The 19,228-nt window shown below is 69.9% G+C and carries 15 protein-coding genes; all 15 read right to left on the reverse strand.

The annotated features are described in order from the left end of the window. Window positions 1-213: 213 nt before the first annotated feature. The 15 genes from ACQHII_RS16265 to nrtL all read right to left on the reverse strand — a co-directional run bounded on the left by ACQHII_RS16265 (window position 214) and on the right by nrtL (window position 19,194). Entirely contained in the window at window positions 214-1,530 is a 1,317-nt protein-coding gene (locus ACQHII_RS16265; protein ID WP_427919985.1) for an MraY family glycosyltransferase, read from the reverse strand. A 129-nt stretch (window positions 1,531-1,659) separates the two neighbouring features. After that, window positions 1,660-2,907, reverse strand: a complete 1,248-nt coding sequence (glyA, locus tag ACQHII_RS16270) for a serine hydroxymethyltransferase (protein WP_427925326.1) — start codon at window positions 2,905-2,907, stop codon at window positions 1,660-1,662. Between the two features lie 265 nt (window positions 2,908-3,172). Then, window positions 3,173-3,841, reverse strand: coding sequence for a low molecular weight phosphatase family protein (locus tag ACQHII_RS16275; RefSeq protein WP_026179237.1), 669 nt, complete (start codon window positions 3,839-3,841; stop codon window positions 3,173-3,175). After that, window positions 3,838-4,485: an L-threonylcarbamoyladenylate synthase gene (locus ACQHII_RS16280; protein WP_427919986.1), complete on the reverse strand. Its 648-nt coding sequence runs from the start codon at window positions 4,483-4,485 to the stop codon at window positions 3,838-3,840. Before ACQHII_RS16280 ends, ACQHII_RS16275 begins: the two co-directional genes overlap by 4 nt. Before the next feature lie 55 nt (window positions 4,486-4,540). Further along, window positions 4,541-5,386: a peptide chain release factor N(5)-glutamine methyltransferase gene (prmC, locus tag ACQHII_RS16285; protein ID WP_403639685.1), complete on the reverse strand. Its 846-nt coding sequence runs from the start codon at window positions 5,384-5,386 to the stop codon at window positions 4,541-4,543. A gap of 55 nt (window positions 5,387-5,441) precedes the next feature. Further along, on the reverse strand, window positions 5,442-6,518 hold the full coding sequence (gene prfA / locus ACQHII_RS16290; RefSeq protein WP_093629136.1) for a peptide chain release factor 1: 1,077 nt from the start codon (window positions 6,516-6,518) through the stop codon (window positions 5,442-5,444). Window positions 6,519-6,625: 107 nt separating this feature from the next. Further along, window positions 6,626-6,850, reverse strand: coding sequence for a 50S ribosomal protein L31 (gene rpmE, locus ACQHII_RS16295; RefSeq protein ID WP_019073185.1), 225 nt, complete (start codon window positions 6,848-6,850; stop codon window positions 6,626-6,628). Window positions 6,851-7,011: 161 nt separating this feature from the next. Continuing rightward, window positions 7,012-8,148, reverse strand: coding sequence for an LCP family protein (locus tag ACQHII_RS16300; RefSeq protein WP_427919987.1), 1,137 nt, complete (start codon window positions 8,146-8,148; stop codon window positions 7,012-7,014). Window positions 8,149-8,344: 196 nt separating this feature from the next. Then, the gene (locus ACQHII_RS16305; RefSeq protein WP_427919988.1) at window positions 8,345-10,201 is read right to left on the reverse strand and encodes a trypsin-like serine protease; all 1,857 of its coding nucleotides are present in this window, start codon (window positions 10,199-10,201) and stop codon (window positions 8,345-8,347) included. 150 nt (window positions 10,202-10,351) lie between these two features. Next, window positions 10,352-12,424: a transcription termination factor Rho gene (gene rho / locus ACQHII_RS16310; protein WP_427919989.1), complete on the reverse strand. Its 2,073-nt coding sequence runs from the start codon at window positions 12,422-12,424 to the stop codon at window positions 10,352-10,354. 402 nt (window positions 12,425-12,826) lie between these two features. Then, window positions 12,827-13,768 carry a homoserine kinase gene (thrB, locus tag ACQHII_RS16315; RefSeq protein WP_362981936.1) on the reverse strand — a complete coding sequence of 314 codons (942 nt, stop codon included), beginning with the start codon at window positions 13,766-13,768 and terminating at the stop codon, window positions 12,827-12,829. 280 nt (window positions 13,769-14,048) lie between these two features. Further along, window positions 14,049-15,107, reverse strand: a complete 1,059-nt coding sequence (thrC, locus tag ACQHII_RS16320; protein WP_427919990.1) for a threonine synthase — start codon at window positions 15,105-15,107, stop codon at window positions 14,049-14,051. Between the two features lie 6 nt (window positions 15,108-15,113). After that, the gene (locus tag ACQHII_RS16325; protein ID WP_427919991.1) at window positions 15,114-16,406 is read right to left on the reverse strand and encodes a homoserine dehydrogenase; all 1,293 of its coding nucleotides are present in this window, start codon (window positions 16,404-16,406) and stop codon (window positions 15,114-15,116) included. Between the two features lie 152 nt (window positions 16,407-16,558). Then, window positions 16,559-17,956, reverse strand: a complete 1,398-nt coding sequence (gene lysA / locus ACQHII_RS16330) for a diaminopimelate decarboxylase (protein ID WP_427919992.1) — start codon at window positions 17,954-17,956, stop codon at window positions 16,559-16,561. A gap of 68 nt (window positions 17,957-18,024) precedes the next feature. Continuing rightward, entirely contained in the window at window positions 18,025-19,194 is a 1,170-nt protein-coding gene (nrtL, locus tag ACQHII_RS16335) for an ArgS-related anticodon-binding protein NrtL (protein ID WP_427919993.1), read from the reverse strand. Between the last annotated feature and the right edge of the window lie 34 nt (window positions 19,195-19,228).

The raw sequence follows: 19,228 nt of genomic DNA on the forward strand, positions 1-19,228 counted from the left end.
GACCGTCGCACTAGGGTCCTTCGGCTCTGTCCCGGGTTCTCGTGAACCGTATCACAAACTATTTGATGCGGTCTTTACCTAGAAGGTGTGCTTGCTGTCACACATGAGAGTGACAGTGCGCGTCTGTGCAAAATAGCGGCCAACTTGTCTGGTATAGGGAGGCTTTGTCTGCCCACGAGATGGCAACGCTTTAGTCAGATTCTTACCTTGGCGTCAGCGCGAGGACTCGGCTTTACGTCCGTCCAGGAGCCGCGAACGAGGGCCGACAGCGGTCGCCCCGTTGACTCCTGACACTCCGGCGACAACCGGCGGACGCGGACTGCGGTCCTCCTCGGCCAGCACGACCACGGGCTCAACTGCCGCCCTGCGACGGCGATAACGCGGCGGCACCAGGTGCTCGGCCCAGCGCGGGGCGCGCGGGGTGAAGCGCGGCAGCAGGAGCAGCACCAGACCGACCGCGCTCAGGAAGACGATGCCGAGGACGATCCACATCGAGGAGGCCGAGTTGACCGAGTAGCCGAGCGCGCCGAACGCGATCAGCGCCGACCAGAAGTACATGATCAGGACGGCCCTGCTGTGCGAGTGCCCGATCTCCAGCAGGCGGTGGTGCAGATGGCCCCGGTCCGCGGCGAACGGCGACTGGCCCCGCCAGGTGCGGCGGACGATGGCCAGCACCAGGTCGGCGGTCGGCACCGCGATGATGGTGAGCGGCATCAGCAACGGGATGTAGACGGGCACCATCGAGTGCACGGTGCTCCGCTCGGACCCGCCGAACAGGTTGTCCGGGTCGACCTGGCCCGTGACGGAGATCGCGCCCGCGGCGAGCACCAGCCCGATCAGCATCGAGCCCGAGTCGCCCATGAAGATGCGCGCGGGGTGCATGTTGTGCGGCAGGAAGCCGAGGCACATCCCCATGAGGATCGCCGAGAAGAGCGTGGCCGGGGCGGCGGCCTCGATGCCGTACGAGTACCAGATGCGGTAGGTGTACATGAAGAACGCGGCGGCTGCGATGCACACCATGCCGGCGGCGAGGCCGTCCAGGCCGTCCACGAAGTTGACCGCGTTGATGGTGATGACGACGAGGGCGACCGTGAGCAGGGTGCCCTGCCACTGGGTCAGCGCGACCGTGCCGACCTTCGGGATGGGCAGCCACAGGATCGTCAGACCCTGCATCACCATCACGCCGGCGGCGATCATCTGCCCGCCCAGCTTGATCAGGGCGTCGATCTCGAACTTGTCGTCGAGCACACCGATCAGCCAGATCACGGCCGCGCCGGAGAGCAGGGCCCGCGGCTCGTTCGAGTTCTTGAAGACCTCGCTGAGGTTGGTCAGATGGTCCGCGACCAGCAGACCGGCGCACAGGCCGAAGAACATGGCGATACCGCCGAGCCGCGGAGTCGGTTCCCGGTGCACGTCACGGGCCCTGATCTCCGGCATCGCCCCGGCCACGATCGCGAACTTCCGCACCGGCCCGGTCAGCAGATACGTCACCGCGGCCGTCACGCAGAGCGTCAGCAGGTATTCACGCACAGGCTTCCCCACAGGTCTCGCTGGCCATCACAGCCCCACACCCTAGCGAGGGACGCATATGGTTGGGGACTTCCGGGTAGCGACGATGGTTGCACGTGTGGCTGTGTACCCGGCTCCGGGTACCCCCGTTCAGCCCGGATACGGCGCGAATCCACCCACAAGATCCCGCACTTCGTCACGCGCCGTGCGGCTCGCGGCCTTCCCTGGCTTCTCCCGCAGCACCCCCGCGAGCAGCACGCCGATCTGCGCCATCTCCGCCTCCCCCATGCCCTGCGTGGTCACCGCGGCCGTACCGAGCCGCAGGCCACGGGCCTCCCCGTGCGGCAGCGCGCAGCAGTCCAGGACCACTCCGGCGGCTGCGAGCCGGCCGCGGGCGGTACGTCCGTCGACACCGAGGGGCAACGGGTCGACGGTGATCAAGTGAGTGTCGGTGCCACCCGTCGTCACGACCAGCCCCTCCGCCGCCAGTCCGGCCGCGAGCACCCGGGCGTTGGCGACCACCTGATGGGCGTACGCCGTGAAGGCCGGCGTCGCCGCCTCGCCGAACGCGACGGCCTTGGCGGCGATCGTGTTCATCTGCGCCCCGCCCTGCGTGAACGGAAACACGGCCCGGTCAACGCGCTCGGCCAGTTCCGCGCCACACAGCAGCATCCCGCCGCGCGGCCCGCGCAGCACCTTGTGCGTGGTGGCGCAGACGACATCGGCGTACGGCACCGGGTTCGGCGCCGCTCCCCCGGCGACGAGGCCGATGGGGTGGGCGGCGTCGGCGATGAGATAGGCGCCGACCTCGTCGGCGACGTCGCGGAAGAGGGCGTAGTCGATGTGCCGGGGATAGGCGATGGACCCGCACACGATCGCCTTGGGCCGGTGCGTACGGGCCAGGGCGCGCACCTGCTCGTAGTCGATGAGCCCGGTCTCGGCGTCCACGCCGTACCCCACGAAGTCGAACCACCGCCCGGAGAAGTTCGCGGGCGACCCGTGGGTGAGATGACCGCCGTACGGCAGCCCCAGCGCGAGGACGGTGTCACCGGGCCGCAGCAGGGCCGCGTACGCGGCCAGCACGGCCGAAGACCCGGAGTGGGACTGCACGTTGGCGTGCGCGGCGCCGAACAGGGCCTTCGCGCGGTCCACGGCGACGCGCTCGGCGACGTCGACGATCTCGCAGCCGCCGTGGTGACGGGCGCCGGGATATCCCTCGGCGTACTTGTTGGCGAGCGGGGAGCCGAGCGCGGCCAGCACGGCGGGCGAGGTGAAGTTCTCTGCGGCGACCAGCTGGAGCGTCGTCGACTGCCGGGTCAGCTCCCCGAGCAGGATCTCGGCCAGCTCGGGGTCCTGCCTGCGCAGGACATCGGCCTCAAGGACAGGGGTGACCGACATGGTGGACTCCGAGCCGTCGACGGTGACGTACGTCCAATGTAGGCCCGGGGCGCGTGGGACGCGCGGCTGTTGCCATGTCCGCGCAGGCACACCCGTCAACGCCGTCACCACCGGATCGATCGCCTGGTTCAGCCACATCAGCCGCTCCGCGGCGGGCGTCTCCGACCCGGCCCCTCGGAACAGCCACTCCGCGGCGGCCCCCGCCGAACCCCCTCCCGCCGGATCAAGTCCGCGCGGGCACACCCCCTGAGCCACGACCGGCGCATCACGTCCGCGCAGGCACACCCGTCAACGCCGTCACCACCGGATCGATCGCCTGGTTTATCTCGTCTCCGATGGAGCGGAAGAACGGGAGGGGGGCGCCGTAGGGGTCGAAGACCTCGTCGGCTTCTGCGGTGGGGGCCAGGAGCCAGCCGCGGAGGGCCGCTGCGGCGCGGACCAGGGCTCGGGCGCGGGCGACCATGCCGTCCTCCAGGGGTGGGAGGGTGGCCGGGTCGATCGCCTTCACGAGGCGGGTGAACTCCTTGAGGGTGAAGGTGCGCAGGCCCGCCGAGTGGCCCATGGAGATGACCTGCTGACGGTGGTCCCTCGTGGCGGTCAGGACCAGGTCGGCGCGGATCACGTGGTCGTCGAGCAGCTCGCGGCCGGTGAACCCGGAGGGGTCCGCGCCGAAGTCGGTGAGGACGGTCGCCGCGTTGGTCTCCATGGGCGCGCCCTCGTGGCCCCAGGTGCCGGCGCTCTCCACGATGAGCCCGCCCCACAGCGGGTCGCCGAGCCGGTCCGCCAGGGCATGGCGGGTCAGCCGCTCGGTGATCGGCGAGCGGCACACGTTGCCGGTGCTGACGTGGAGGATGCGGAAGCTGTCCATGGGAAGCCCGAAGGTCCCCGTCACTTCCCCGTTGCCTATGCCACGCCCCGCGTCAGGGGCTGTCAATTCGCCACCTCGAGGTCGGGGACGACCTTCCGCAGCTCCTCCGCCGAGATCGCGCCCGCGCGGAGCAGCAGGGGCACCTCGCGGGTGACGTCGACGATCGAGGACGGCACGTTGCCGGGCGTCGGACCGCCGTCGAGGTACACGGAGACCGAGTCGCCGAGCATGTCCTGGGCCGCGTCACAGGTCTCCGGCGACGGGTGGCCCGTGAGGTTCGCGGAGGAGACCGCCATCGGGCCGACCTCCGTCAGCAGCTCGATGGCGACGGGGTGCAGCGGCATGCGGATGGCGACCGTGCCCCGGGTATCCCCCAGGTCCCACTGGAGGGACGGCTGGTGCTTGGCGACCAGCGTGAGGGCGCCCGGCCAGAACGCGTCGACGAGTTCCCAGGCCAGCTCGGAGAAGTCCGTGACGAGGCCGTGCAGGGTGTTCGGGGAGCCGATGAGGACGGGCGTGGGCATGTTGCGGCCCCGGCCCTTGGCGTCCAGCAGATCGGCGACGGCCTCCGAGGTGAACGCGTCCGCGCCGATGCCGTAGACCGTGTCGGTCGGCAGGACCACGAGTTCGCCCCGGCGGACGGCGGACGCGGCCTCGCGCAGACCCGTCGTGCGGTCGGTCGCGTCATTGGTGTCGTATCGCCGTGCCATGTCTAGCGGGCCTCCTCGTACACGTACTGCTGCGGGTCGAAAGTCGGGGCGCAGGTCACGGCGTCGCCCGGCGGGCGGTCGCGAAGCGCGGGCGGTTGTTGAGATCGGGGTGGTCGGCCGCGTCGGCCCAGCCACGTTCCTCGGTGAAGATCCACGGCACCTGGCCGCCCTGGGTGTCGGCGTGCTCGATGACGACGACACCGCCGGGGCGGAGGAGTCGGTGTGCGGTGCGTTCGATGCCGCGGATCAGGTCGAGGCCGTCCTCGCCGGAGAACAGGGCGAGTTCGGGGTCGTAGTCTCGGGCCTCGGGCGCCACGTACTCCCACTCCGTGAGCGGGATGTACGGCGGGTTGGAGATGACCAGGTCGACATGGCCGTCGAGGTCGGGGAAGGCGTCCAGGGCGTTGCCCTGCCGCAGGTCGACCCGGGACCCCTCCATGTTCTTGCGGGTCCACTGGAGGGCGTCCTCGGACAGCTCCACGGCGTGCACCCGGGAGCGCGGGACCTCCTGCGCGAGGGCGAGCGCGATGGCGCCGGATCCGGTGCAGAGGTCCACGATCAGCGGCTCCACGACATCCATCGCGCGGACCGCGTCTATGGCCCAGCCGACCACCGACTCGGTCTCGGGGCGCGGCACGAACACCCCCGGCCCGACCTGGAGTTCCAGGTAGCGGAAGAAGGCGCGGCCGGTGATGTGCTGGAGCGGCTCGCGCTGCTCGCGGCGGGCGATGGTCTCCCAGTAGCGGGCGTCGAAGTCCGCGTCCTTCACGGAGTGCAGCTCGCCCCGCTTCACACCGTGCACGAACGCGGCGAGCTCCTCCGCGTCGTTGCGCGGCGAGGGCACGCCGGCGTCGGCCAGCCGCTGGGTGGCCTGGGCCACCTCTGCTAGCAGCAGGTTCACGCAAGTCCTCCGTGTCGTACTCGTCCGTGCGATGCGTGCCGTGCGTGCCGTGGTGTTACGCCGCCGCGAGCTTGGCGGCGGAGTCCGCGTCGACGCAAGCCTGGATCATCGCGTCGAGGTCGCCGTCCAGGACCTGGTCGAGGTTGTACGCCTTGAAGCCGACGCGGTGGTCGGAGATGCGGTTCTCCGGGAAGTTGTACGTACGGATCTTCTCGGAGCGGTCGACCGTGCGGACCTGGCTGCGGCGGGCGTCGGCGGCGTTCTTCTCCGCTTCCTCCTGTGCCGCGGCGAGCAGCCTGGAGCGCAGGATACGCATCGCCTGCTCCTTGTTCTGCAGCTGGCTCTTCTCGTTCTGGCAGGAGGCGACGACTCCGGTGGGAATGTGCGTGATGCGCACCGCGGAGTCGGTCGTGTTGACGGACTGCCCGCCGGGACCGGACGAGCGGTAGACGTCGATGCGGAGGTCGTTCGGGTTGATCTCGACGTCGACCTCCTCCGCCTCGGGCGTGACGAGGACACCGGCGGCCGAGGTGTGGATACGGCCCGCGGACTCGGTCGCGGGCACGCGCTGCACGCGGTGCACCCCGCCCTCGTACTTCAGGCGGGCCCAGACGCCCTGGCCGGGCTCGGTCGCGCCGTTGCCGCCCTTGGTCTTCACGGCGACCTGGACGTCCTTGTAGCCGCCCAGCTCGGACTCGGTGGCGTCGATGATCTCGGTCTTCCAGCCGACGCGCTCCGCGTACCGCAGGTACATGCGCAGCAGGTCACCGGCGAACAGGGCGGACTCGTCGCCGCCCGCGCCCGCCTTGACCTCAAGGATCACGTCCTTGTCGTCGTTGGGGTCACGCGGCACCAGCAGCAGCCGCAGCTTCTCCGTGATCTCGTCCCGCTGCTTCTCCAGCTCCTTGACCTCGGCCGCGAACTCCGGGTCGTCGGCGCCGAGTTCACGCGCGGTCTCGATGTCGTCGCCGGTCTGCTTCCAGGAGCGGTACGTGGCGACGATCGGGGTGAGCTCGGCGTAGCGCTTGTTCAGCTTGCGCGCGTTGGCCTGGTCGGCGTGGACCGACGGGTCGGCGAGCTTCTTCTCAAGGTCGGCGTGCTCGCCGATGAGGTCCTCGACAGCCTCGAACATCTTGGGCTCCTGAAATGCGGTGGAGAAAGGGAAGGCGGGCGACCAAAAACGCCGGTCCCGGCACGCCTGTGGAGGGGCGTGGCCGTGGACCGGCGAAATGGAGCTCGCTACTTCTTGGAGCCGGCGCCAGCCTTGCCGAAGCGGGCCTCGAAGCGGGCCACGCGGCCACCGGTGTCGAGGATCTTCTGCTTGCCCGTGTAGAACGGGTGGCACTCGGAGCAGACCTCGGCGCGGATGTTGCCGCTCGTGATCGTGCTGCGGGTGGTGAACGACGCGCCACAGGTGCAGCTGACCTGGGTCTCGACGTACTCGGGGTGGATCTCGCGCTTCAAGGGTGTCTCCTAGTTTCGGGAGGGCTCCGGGTCGCTGCCGCGGGTGCGGTCGCGTGAACCGGGGCCGACTGTCCAGTCTGCCAGCACTGGAGCCATCTCCCAAAACGGGGGGCCTAGGTGATCTATTCCCCGCGGGTCGGTAGGGGCTGAGCGCGGCCGGACTACGACGTCACAACGCCCTTTGCTTCGCCAGTGGCCGTGCCCTTGCTCGCCGCCGCCGGTATCGGCTGGTCGTTCTTCAGGGCCGTCCACACCAGCTGTGCCTTTGCCTTCTCCACGATCACGCGGTTCGGGTTGGCCGGGTCGTACTCGACCGGCATGGTGACCATGGTCATGTTGGCGGAGCTGATGCCCTTGAGGCCGTTGGCGAAGGACGTGAGGGAGTTCACCGAGCCGAGGTCGGAGTCGGTGGTGACCGCCTGCGTGGCGGTGTTGGCGAGGTCGAAGAGCTTGGTCGGGCTGGTCAGGAGGCCGACGTGCTTGACCTGGTTGACCAGGGCCTTGATGAACGCCTGCTGGAGCTGGATGCGGCCGAGGTCGGAGCCGTCGCCGACGCCGTGCCGGGTGCGGACCAGGCCGAGGGCCTGCGAGCCGTTGAGCGTGTGCTTGCCCGCCTTGAGGTCCAGGTGGCTCTTCGTGTCCTTGATGTCCTTGGTGGTGGTGATCTGGACGCCGCCGAGCTCGTTGATGAGCTTCTCGAAGCCGGCGAAGTCGACTTCGAGGTAGTGGTCCATGCGCAGACCGGAGATGGACTCGACGGTCTTCACCGTGCAGGCGGCGCCGCCGGTCGAGTACGCCTCGTTGAACATCACGCCGGAGGCCGCGTCGTGGGTGACGCCCTTGGTGTCGGTGCACGCGGGGCGGTCGACGAGGGTGTCGCGCGGGATGGACACCACGCTGGCCTTCTTGTGGCCCTTGTAGACGTGGATGATCATCGCGGTGTCGGAGCGGGCGCTGCCGTCGTCCGTGCCGCCGCCCAGCTTCTTGTTGGTGCCGGAGCGGGAGTCGGAGCCGAGCACGAGGATGTTCTCGGAACCGTTGTCGACCTTGACCGGCCGGTCGGTGCCGAGGGCCTGGTTGATGTCGACGCTCTTGATGTTGCCGTTGAGCTTGAAGTACACGTATCCGGCTCCGGTGCCGCCCAGCACCAGGACGCCTCCCGCGACCCAGGCCGTGATCATCAGGGCCCTGTGACGCGGACTGCGGTTCTTCTGCCTGCGGCCCTTGGCGCGGTGGCGCGGGCCGCTGTTGCCGTCCTGGCCCGGTATGCCGGGCTCCGGCGTGCTCTCGGCGGACATGTGCTCCTCGGTCTCTCGTCCGGTCGGTTACCCCCTGCTTTCAGGGTCGGGCGCGGTCAGTACCGCTCCATTTTCGTCCGCCTGGTCAGACGGCGAAACTCGACAAAGGGTTGCACAACGCAGAGTGCCCATCGCGTACGGCGATGGGCACTCTGTGTAGTCGAGTGAGCGGGTCAGACCACGCTCACCTGCTGTTTCACCCGAAGATGTCGTACTGCTGGAAACCGGTGCCCAGGGACTTCGCTGTGCCGAAGATCTCGCTGGTGGCCTTCCCGGTGCCCGGGTAGACGTAGAGCGAGCCGCTGGCGTTGCGGATCAGGAGGTCCGCCTTGCCGTCGCCGGTGAAGTCGCCGACCGCGTCGAACGCGTTGTAGCTCGGCCAGCTGCGCACCTTGATCCGGGCCGCGAAGGCGCCCGTGCCGGACTTGCCGGCGCCCTTGTACAGGTAGACGGCACCGGTGCTCTTGTTGCGGGCGATCAGGTCGGCCTTGCCGTCGCCGTTGAAGTCGCCGTGGCCGACGAGCGCGTTGTACTGGCTCCAGCCGCCGCCGACCCGCGACGGCGAGGAGAAGGTGCCGTTGCCCTTGCCCGGGTAGATCCACAGGACACCGGAGCTGTCGACCGAGATCAGGTCGGGCAGGTAGTCGCCGGTGACATCGCCGGGGGCGATGATCCGGGTGCGGGTCTTCCAGTTGGCGAAGATCTTCGTGCTGACCCAACTGCCGTCGTCCCGCGCGCTGTTGAGCACGAAGTGGTCCCAGTAGACCGCGCCGGCGGTGGTCCGGTAGACCCAGTCCTGGAAGCCGTCCCGGTTCAGGTCGGCCGAGCGGACCAGGTTGACGCCGCTCCAGTCGCCCAGGGACTGGCGGGTGGCCAGCGAGGTGCCCTTGGAGTCCAGCTCGTAGCCCACCTTGGTGGAGGACTTGCGGGCGTAGATGTCGGCCTTGCCGTCGGTGTAGCTGAGGTTGCCGTCGTCGATCTGCGCGTAGGCCGCGCCGACGTACGCGCTGACCTTGGCGAAGACGCCGTAGGTGCCTTCGACCACGCAGTCGTTGACAGTGCTGGCGTCACCGTCGTCGGCGCTCCAGGAGACGACACCGACGATCCGGCCGGCGACGACGAGCGGGCCGCCGGAGTCGCCGTTGCAGATGGCCGTCGTGGTGGTGTCACTGCCGGTGGCGGCCTCGCCCGCGCAGACGTTGTGACCCTTGATGTACAGGCTGCCGTAGGCGCCCGAGCAGGTGGCGTCCGACTGGATCGGCAGCGAGGCCTTCTTCAGCGTCTCGGAGATGTCCTCGGAGGAGGAGCTCGTACGGCCCCAGCCGTAGACCGTGGCGGTCTTGGCGGCCGTGCCCGTGTACGACGTCGTGTCGGTGTTCGTCGTCAGGCGGATCGGGGTCGCCTTGACGGGGGCCGACAGGGTCAGGACCGCCACGTCGTTGTCGACCGTGGCCGCGTTGTACGACGGGTGGTTCCACTGACGCAGGACCGCGGTGGCCTGGCCGCCGTGCAGGTCGGTCGTGGTGGTGCCGTCGGCGGCCGTCGTGCTGGTCGGCAGCTCGGTGGCGCTGGTGACGACGACGCCGTACTTGGCCCAGTTGTAGCCCTTGACGCAGTGCGAGGCGGTCAGGATCTTCGTCGGCGAGACGACCGAGCCGCCGCAGAAGAAGCCGAGGTCGTCGCTCTCGTCGGTGGTGCCCTTGTCGTCGTAGTACCAGAGCTGCGCCATGTACGGCGCGGTGCTGATGGTGGTCGTCGTGCCGCCGATGATCTTCGGGCTGACGGTCGTGGCGGTGGTGCTCGCGCTGCGGGACGACTTCTTGGTCGTCGTCTGGCCGGCCGTGTCGTCACCGGCCTCGGCGCCCGCGATGCGCTCCTTCAGCGTGGCGAGCGACGGCTGGCTGACGACGGGCTTCGCGGTCGGTGTCGGCAGCGCGGTGGCCGCGCCGGCGGACGTCGTCAGCACCGCCGCGGTCACGGCGGCGGCGATGCCGGCCGCGGCGACGGGCAGGGCGAAACGTATGCGGCGTCTGTGCCGACCGGCTCCAGGCATGGGCGTACCCACTGAAGTCCCCCCTCGGGATCAGAAGTTCGGACGAATGTCGAATACGAGTCCGAAGAGCGCGATCGTACAGCGGGCCACTGACAACGCAGAGGGCCGCCCCCTCAACAGGGGGCGGCCCTCCGGTGACGCTGACTCGCCTTAGTCGCCGTTGCCGGGCGTCGGGGTCGTCTTCTGGATCTGGAGCAGGAACTCCGCGTTCGACTTCGTCTGCTTCATCTTGTCGAGGAGCAGCTCGATCGCCTGCTGCTGGTCGAGGGCGTGCAGCACCCGGCGCAGCTTCCACGTGATCGCCAGCTCGTCGCTGCCGAGCAGGATCTCTTCCTTACGGGTACCGGACGCGTCGACGTCCACCGCCGGGAAGATGCGCTTGTCTGCGAGCTTCCGGTCGAGCTTCAGCTCGGCGTTGCCCGTGCCCTTGAACTCCTCGAAGATGACCTCGTCCATGCGCGAGCCGGTGTCGACGAGCGCGGTGGCGAGGATGGTCAGCGAGCCGCCGTCCTCGATGTTGCGCGCGGCACCGAAGAAGCGCTTGGGCGGGTACAGCGCCGTCGAGTCGACACCACCGGAGAGGATGCGGCCGGAGGCGGGCGCCGCGAGGTTGTAGGCACGGCCCAGACGCGTGATCGAGTCGAGCAGGACGACGACGTCGTGGCCCAGCTCCACCAGGCGCTTGGCGCGCTCGATGGCGAGCTCGGCGACCGTGGTGTGGTCCTCGGCCGGGCGGTCGAAGGTCGAGGAGATGACCTCGCCCTTCACCGACCGCTGCATGTCGGTGACCTCTTCCGGACGCTCGTCGACCAGGACGACCATCAGGTGGCACTCGGGGTTGTTGTGCGTGATCGCGTTGGCGATGGCCTGCATGATCATGGTCTTGCCGGTCTTCGGCGGGGCCACGATCAGACCGCGCTGGCCCTTGCCGATCGGCGCGACGAGGTCGATAATGCGGGTCGTCAGCACGCCCGGGTCCGTCTCCAGGCGGAGGCGGTCCTGCGGGTACAGCGGCGTCAGCTTGTTGAACTCCGGCCGCCCGCGGCCGTGTTCGGGCGCCATGCCGTTGACCGAGTCGAGGCGCACGAGCGCGTTGAACTTCTCGCGGCGCTCGCCCTCCTTCGGCTGGCGGACCGCGCCGGTGACGTGGTCGCCCTTGCGCAGGCCGTTCTTGCGGACCTGGGCGAGGGAGACGTACACGTCGTTGGGACCCGGCAGGTAGCCCGACGTACGGATGAAGGCGTAGTTGTCGAGGATGTCGAGGATGCCCGCGACGGGGATCAGCACATCGTCGTCGGCGACCTGCGGCTCACCGGCGCCGCCGGCGAACTCGTCACGGCCGCGACGGCCACGGCGGTCGCGGTAACGGCCGCGACGGCCACGGCGTCCGCCGTCGAAGTCGTCGTCGTCCTGCGGGCCGTTGTCGCGCGGCTGCCGGTCCTGACGGTCCTGGCGGCCACCGCTCTGCTGCTGGCCCTGCTGCTGGCGGTCCTGCCGGCCGCCGCCCTGCTGACGGTCCTGCTGCTGGCCGCCGCCCTGCTGCTCGTCGCCCTTGCGGCGGTCGCCGCGGTCACGGTCCTGACGGCCGCCGCGGTCGCGGTCACGGCGGTCCCGGCGGCCCTGACGGCCGTCGTCACCGGCGTCGCCCCTGGCCTCGCCCTGCGCGGCGGCGGGCGTCTCGGCACGCGGCTCGCTCTTGACCTCGGCGACGATCGTCTCGGGGCTGCCCGCCTCGGCGGTGGCACGGCGACGACGGCGCTCGACCGGCGCGTCTTCTCCCCCACGCTCGGCTTCGCTCGCGCGGGAGGGGCCCCCAGCCGGCTGGCCGGGGATCTCGATCTGCTGCTGGGCCACGGCCTTATCGGCGGCGACCTGCTCGGCCTTCTGCTCGGCCGGGGCAGCGCTCTCGTCGCCCGTGCGGGTCTTTGAGGTGGCGCGGCGCTTCGGCTTGGTCTCGGTGGCGGTCTCGGCCTTGGCCGGAGCACCCCCGCCCGCCTGCGCCTCCTTGATGACCTCGATCAGCTGGCTCTTGCGCATACGCGCGGTGCCCCTGATGCCGAGGCCGGATGCGACCTGCTGCAGCTCGGCCAGCACCATGCCGTCGAGGCCGGTACCGCGGCGCCGCCGGGAGCCGGCACCGGTGGCAGGCGCGGAGGCGTCCGTGGCGGGCGCGGCAGCGGTCTCCTCGACACGCGCGCCCATCAGATCGGTGGTGTCGCTCACGAAGGGTCCTTCCCTGGAGCGGACGTCGGCCTGTCTGGCTCGGCGACCGGTTGTGCTGTCCGGCTTCGGTTCTTGCTGTGTGAACCGTGCCGGGGCGGTGGTCCGCCAAAGCGGCGGAAGAGGTTTCTGGTGACGGTGCTTCCCAAAGCAGTGACACCGAGTGGCTGTGTCACGTTGCTTGGTCGCACCAATTCCGGAGCTTTCCCGGCTTCCGGAGCGTGCCCGGCGAACCACTCAGTGCCCGGACGGAACAGAGTGTGGTTTGGGAGGCTCCCGGAAGAATGTCTGTCCCTGACGGGGACAACAAGCACCTCGCCATGGTGGGGTCGGGTGCAGACTTGAGATTAACACTACCGGATCCAACAAACATTCCCCCTCTCGAAATCCGGCGACGGTACGTAGTCAATTGCTGCTCGGGGCGCTGCTGGGGGCCGCGAGCGGAAGGACGCACGCACCCTGTTCGTCGAGGTCGAGCCGGTTGGCGGCCCAGCCCTCGCCGGCGAGATGGGCGACCTTGTCGGCGTTGTCGGCGTCGACCAGTGCCAGCACGGTGGGCCCCGCACCGGAGATGACGGCCGGCACCCCGTCCGCGCGCAGCCGCTCCACGAGCGCCGCGCTCTCGGGCATGGCCGGCGCCCGGTACTCCTGGTGCAGGCGGTCCTCGGTGGCGGGCAGCAGCAGTTCGGGGCGGCGGGTGAGGGCCTCGACGAGCAGGGCGGCGCGGCCCGCGTTGGCGGCGGCGTCGACGTGCGGGACGTTGCGCGGGAGCAGTCCGCGCGCCGTCTCGGTGAGCACCGGCTTCCCGGGCACGAAAACCACCGGAACGATGGAATCGGCGGGATCCATCCTGATCGCCCGCGCGGCGCCCGCGTCCATCCAGGAGAGCGTGAAGCCGCCCAGCAGACAGGCCGCCACGTTGTCGGGGTGGCCCTCGATCTCGGTGGCGAGCTCCAGCAGGGCCGTGTCGTCGAGCTTGGAGTCCCCGCCTATGGTCACGGCTCGCGCGGCGACGATGCCCGCGCAGATGGCGGCGGAGGAGGAGCCCAGGCCGCGGCCGTGCGGAATGCGGTTGGCGCAGACGATCTCCAGGCCGCGCGGCTGTCCGCCGAGCAGGTCGAAGGCGGTGCGCAGGGACCGTACGAGGAGGTGGTTCTCGTCGCGCGGGAGGGTCTCGCTGCCCTCGCCCGCGATGTCGATGAGCAGCCCGGAGTCGGCGACACGGACGACGACGTCGTCGTAGAGCCCCAGCGAGAGGCCGAAGGCGTCGAAGCCCGGGCCGAGGTTGGCGCTGGTGGCGGGGACGCGCACCCGGACGGCGGCGGCGCGGAAGGCTGGACCGGCCATCGCTCGATGACTCTCCTTGAGCTGCGTGATTGTCGAAGACATTCGATGAAGTGCGATGAAGTTCGATGACATCCGATAGGTACGTGGAGACCCTCGGGCCGTGGAGACGGCGCGGTGCCGAGCCATGCGCGCAGGCATATGCGGCGGGCGGGTTCGGTACAGCCTATCGAAGGAAGGTTCTGTGGCGACATAGGGCGCACAGGAGGCGCACGATGCGTGTCGTAAGCCCCCTGTGCACCCCCTGCGGGGATCTCCCCCGGATGCCGTTCCGCTTGCGGGTCTACGCGAGTCCGAGTCGCTCGGCGGCGGTCGGCGCGTCGACCGGGATCGTGACGGGCTGCGGGGCGCCGGCGACGGCCCAGTCGGGGTCCTTCAGACCGTTTCCGGTCACCGTGCAGACGATGGTCTGGCCCGGGTCGACCTTGCCCTGCTCGGCCGCCTTCAGCAGACCGGCGACGGAGGCGGCGGAGGCGGGCTCGACGAAAACGCCCTCCTGGGCGGCCAACAGCCGGTAGGCGCGCAGGATTTCACGGTCCGTCACCTCGTCGATGAACCCGCCGGACTCGTCCCGCGCGGCGAGCGCGTACTGCCAGGAGGCCGGGTTGCCGATGCGGATCGCGGTGGCGATCGTCGAGGGGTCCTTGACGATCTCGCCGCGCACGATGGGCGCCGAGCCGGACGCCTGGAAGCCCCACATGCGGGGCGACTTGGCGGCGATGCCGTCGGCGGCGTACTCCTTGTAGCCCTTCCAGTACGCGGTGATGTTGCCCGCGTTGCCCACCGGCAGGACGTGGATGTCGGGCGCGTCGCCGAGCATGTCGACGATCTCGAAGGCGGCCGTCTTCTGGCCCTCGATGCGCACCGGGTTGACCGAATTCACCAGCGCCACAGGGTAGTTGTCGCTCAGCTCGCGGGCGAGGGTGAGGCAGTCGTCGAAGTTCCCGTCGACCTGGAGGATCTTCGCACCGTGCACGAGGGCCTGGCCCATCTTGCCGAGCGCGATCTTGCCGCGCGGCACGAGGACGGCACAGACCATCCCGGCGCGCACCGCGTAGGCGGCGGCGGAGGCCGACGTGTTGCCGGTGGAGGCGCAGATGACGGCCTGCGCGCCCTCCTCCTTGGCCCGCGTGATGGCCATGGTCATACCGCGGTCCTTGAAGGACCCGGTGGGGTTGGCGCCCTCCACCTTGAGGTGGACCTCGCAGCCGGTGCGCTCGGAGAGCACCTGCGCGGGCACGAGGGGCGTGCCGCCCTCGCGGAGGGAGACGACCGGCGTGCTGTCGGACACCGGGAGCCGGTCCCGGTACTCCTCGATGATTCCGCGCCACTGGTGGGTCATTGCTGGTTACTCTCCTTCAACCCGCATGATGCTGGCGACACCCCGCACGGTGTCGAGCTTGCGCAACGCCTCGACGGTCCCGCCCAGGGCGGCGTCGGACGCGCGGTGCGTGACGACGACGAGAGAGGCCTCGCCGTCCTTCCCCTGCTGCCGAACCGTATCGATCGAGACACCGTGCTCGGCGAACACGGTGGCGACCTGTGCGAGAACACCCGGTTTGTCGGCGACGTCGAGGCTGATGTGGTACCGCGTGACGACCTCGCCCATGCCCGACACGGGCAGTCCGGCGTACGCCGACTCCCCGGGCCCGGTGGTCGAGTTGAGCCGGTTGCGGCACACGGCGACGAGGTCACCGAGGACGGCGGAGGCGGTCGGAGCGCCACCGGCACCGGGGCCGTAGAACATCAGCTGCCCGGAGGCGTCGGACTCGACGAACACGGCGTTGTAGGCGCCGCGGACGGAGGCGAGCGGGTGGCTGAGCGGGATCATGGCGGGATGCACGCGCGCGGTGACGCTGCCACCGTCCTCGGCCCGCTCACAGATGGCCAGCAGCTTGATCGTGCAGCCCATGTTCTTCGCGGAGGCGAAGTCGGCGGCGGTGACCTCGGTCATCCCCTCGCGGTAGACGTCGTCGAGACGCACGCGCGTGTGGAAGGCGATTCCGGCGAGGATGGCGGCCTTGGCGGCGGCGTCGAAGCCCTCGACGTCGGCGGTCGGGTCGGCCTCGGCGTACCCGAGCGCGGTGGCCTCGTCGAGGGCCTCCTGGTACCCGGCGCCGGTGCTGTCCATCTTGTCGAGGATGAAGTTGGTCGTCCCGTTGACGATCCCGAGCACGCGGTTGACCTTGTCCCCGGCGAGGGACTCGCGCAGCGGCCGGATCAGCGGAATCGCCCCGGCGACGGCGGCCTCGTAGTACAGGTCCTTGCCGTGCCGCTCGGCGGCGGCGTGCAGGGCGGCGCCGTCCTGGGCGAGCAGCGCCTTGTTGGCGGAGACGACGGAGGCGCCGTGCTCGAAGGCGGTGGTGATGAGGGACCGGGCGGGCTCGATGCCCCCGATGACCTCGACCACGACGTCGATGTCGCCGCGTTTCACGAGGGCGGTGGCGTCGGTGGTGACGAGGGCGGAGTCGATGCCGTCGCGGACCTTGGAGGGCCGTCGTACGGCGACGCCCGCGAGCTCGATGGGCGCGCCGATGCGGGCGGCGAGGTCGTCGGCGTGCGTCGTCATGATGCGCGCCACCTCTGAGCCGACCACTCCACAGCCCAGCAGCGCCACCTTCAGCGGACGCGTACGCATCATCCGACCTCGTTTCCTCATACCGTCATCGGTTGGACCAGTCTCACTCACCGGACGGGACTTTCTATCCATAGTCCGGATCGTGAGACATCGATTTCATTTTCACAGGGGCGGAAGACCGGAGATCTTCCACCCCTGTTTGTGCCGGGCCCGGCTCAGCCGACGTCGAGCCGGAGCAGGTCCTCCTCGGTCTCCCGACGCACGATGACCCGCGACTCGCCATCCTTCACGGCGACGACCGGCGGCCGGAGCACATGGTTGTAATTGCTGGCCATGGAACGGCAGTACGCGCCCGTCGCCGGTACGGCGATCAGGTCACCGGGAGCCAGGTCCCCCGGCAGGAACGCGTCCTTGACCACGATGTCCCCACTCTCGCAGTGCTTGCCGACGACACGGGCGAGCATCGGCTCGGCGTCGGAGCGGCGGGACACGAGAGCGACGCTGTACTCGGCGTCGTAGAGCGCCGTCCGGATGTTGTCGGACATGCCGCCGTCGACCGACACGTACGTCCGCAGCCCGTCGAGGGGCTTGATGGTGCCGACCTCGTAGAGCGTGAACGCGGTGGGCCCGACGATCGCACGCCCGGGCTCGACGGAGATACGAGGAGTCCGCAGCTTGGCCGAATCGCACTCACGGGTGACGATCTCGGTGAGCGCCTTGGCGATCTCGTGCGGCTCCCGGGGATCGTCGTCGCTGGTGTACGCGATCCCGAGCCCGCCCCCGAGGTCGATCTCGGGCAGCTCGACCCCGTGCTCGTCCCGAATGTCCTTCAGCAGCCCGACAACCCGGTGAGCGGCGACCTCGAACCCGGACATGTCGAAGATCTGCGACCCGATGTGGGAGTGAATCCCGATGACTTCGAGCCCGTCGAGCTGAAGAGCGCGCCGTACGGCTTCGGCGGCCTGCCCCCCGGCCAGCGGAATCCCGAACTTCTGGTCTTCATGGGCGGTGGCGATGAATTCGTGCGTGTGCGCCTCGACCCCGACCGTGATCCGGATCTGCACGGGCTGCCGCTTGCCGAGGGACTGCGCGATGTGGGCGACGCGCACGATCTCCTGGAAGGAGTCGAGGACGATCCGCCCTACACCGGCCTCGATGGCCCGGGTGATCTCGCTCACGGACTTGTTGTTGCCGTGGAAGGCGATGCGGTCGGCGGGCATACCGGCGGAGAGGGCGGTGGCGAGCTCGCCCCCGGAACACACGTCGAGATTGAGCCCCTCCTCGTGCAGCCACCGCACGACGGCACGGGACAGGAACGCCTTGCCGGCGTAGAAGACGTCGGCGTCGTGCCCGAAGGCGGTACGCCAGGCCCGGGCCCGCTGCCGGAAGTCGTCCTCGTCGAGAACGTAGGCCGGCGTGCCGTGCCGCTCGGCGAGGGTCTTCACGTCGATACCGCCGACGGTGACGACACCGTTCGCGTCGTCGTCGCGGGTGACGGTCTGTGCCCACACCTTGGGGTCGAGTTCGTTGAGATCGGCGGCGGGACCGGAGTAGTGCCCCTCGGGCAGGACGTCGGCGTGACGGGGTCCGGCGGGATGTGCGGAACGGCTCATGTCGTGTTCTCTTCTGTCTCTTCCTGGCGCGGGGATCGAGTGAGTGGTGTCTTCGTCGGTCGTCGCGCTCAGAGGTGTTCGGGTGCGTCGATGCCGAGCAGGGAGAGGCCACCGGCCAGCACCGCCCCGGCGGCTTCGGCGAGCGCGAGCCGGGCACGGTGGGCGGCCAAGGGTTTCTCGTCCCCGAGCGGCAGCACCACGGGGAGAAGAACGAGGGTCGCGTCCGCTACGGCGACCAGATGACGGGCGAGCAGGTCGGGGGCGCGGCGGGTGGCTGCGCGGGCGAGGACCCGGGGGTGGTCGGCGAGGAGGGGGGTGACCGCCCCTACAGCGCCGTGTGCGCCTTGCGCGTCTTGTGTGTCTCGTACGTCGCCGGGTTCGGCGGTGAAACCGAGGTCGGCGGCGTTGCGGCCGACGGCCCGGGTGCGGGCGTAGGCGTAACGGACCCGGAACAGGGGATTCGCCTCGCGCTGCACGAGGTGCTCGGCGGTGAGCCGGGGCCGGTCGTGGGCGGCGGGATGGAGGAGAGCCCAGCGGGCGGCGTCACGGCCGAGGGTGAGGAGGGGGGCGAGGTCGGGGGGCGGGACGGGGATGGGGCGTACGACTTCGGGGTCGGGGTCGAGCGGGGTGGGTTCCTGGGGCGTGCAGTACGGGTCGACGCCTAGAACGGTCGCCCAGGCGGGCTCGGGCGGCCCGGCCTCACAGCTGGTGCGGACGTCGGCACCCTGTGAGCGCAGGAGGCGGGCGACGACGTCCATGACGACGAGGGCGCGGGGCTCGTGGGGGGCGTGGAGTCGTACGAGGTGGGTGGCTGGGGCGTTGGGGGTGCCATCGCCGCTGGTGCAGGCGCCGATGGTGGGCGCGTCGATGGTGGGGGCGTCGATGGGCGGGCCGTCGACGAACCCGTACCGCGGTCCGCGCCGCAGGATCTCCGCGACGAGGGAGGTGGACGCCGTACTCCCCAGACTGATGTTGAGAAACCCGGGCCCGGTGATCTCGACACCGCTGACGCCCTGCGCGCCGGCCAGATGCGGCAGCAGCAGCTCGGCGACGCGGCGGGGGGTCTCTCCGGCGGGCCGGGCGAGCTGAAGGGCGATGTTGGTGGCGTAGTCCCCGCACCCGCCGGCCCCCGGCACGGTCACCGAGGCCCGCTCGGGCACAACCACGCGCAGCTCCCCGTCGTCGACAGCACGGCGCACCGCGCGCAGCACGGTACGGGAGAGCTCGACGGGGGTCACGGGACAAGCGTAGGGGAGGAGGGGGGTGGGTAAG

The sequence above is a fragment of the Streptomyces sp. cg40 genome (assembly GCF_050320165.1).
Classification (GTDB): Bacteria; Actinomycetota; Actinomycetes; order Streptomycetales; family Streptomycetaceae; genus Streptomyces; species Streptomyces hokutonensis.

Coding starts and splice junctions, on each gene's coding strand:
- glyA (WP_427925326.1), bottom strand. CDS start 2,907: ATGTCGGTCACCCCTGTCCTTGAGGCCGATGTCCTGCGCAGGCAGGAC.
- ACQHII_RS16280 (WP_427919986.1), bottom strand. CDS start 4,485: ATGGCACGGCGATACGACACCAATGACGCGACCGACCGCACGACGGGT.
- prfA (WP_093629136.1), bottom strand. CDS start 6,518: ATGTTCGAGGCTGTCGAGGACCTCATCGGCGAGCACGCCGACCTTGAG.
- ACQHII_RS16300 (WP_427919987.1), bottom strand. CDS start 8,148: ATGTCCGCCGAGAGCACGCCGGAGCCCGGCATACCGGGCCAGGACGGC.
- ACQHII_RS16305 (WP_427919988.1), bottom strand. CDS start 10,201: ATGCCTGGAGCCGGTCGGCACAGACGCCGCATACGTTTCGCCCTGCCC.
- thrB (WP_362981936.1), bottom strand. CDS start 13,768: ATGGCCGGTCCAGCCTTCCGCGCCGCCGCCGTCCGGGTGCGCGTCCCC.
- thrC (WP_427919990.1), bottom strand. CDS start 15,107: ATGACCCACCAGTGGCGCGGAATCATCGAGGAGTACCGGGACCGGCTC.
- ACQHII_RS16325 (WP_427919991.1), bottom strand. CDS start 16,406: ATGATGCGTACGCGTCCGCTGAAGGTGGCGCTGCTGGGCTGTGGAGTG.
- lysA (WP_427919992.1), bottom strand. CDS start 17,956: ATGAGCCGTTCCGCACATCCCGCCGGACCCCGTCACGCCGACGTCCTG.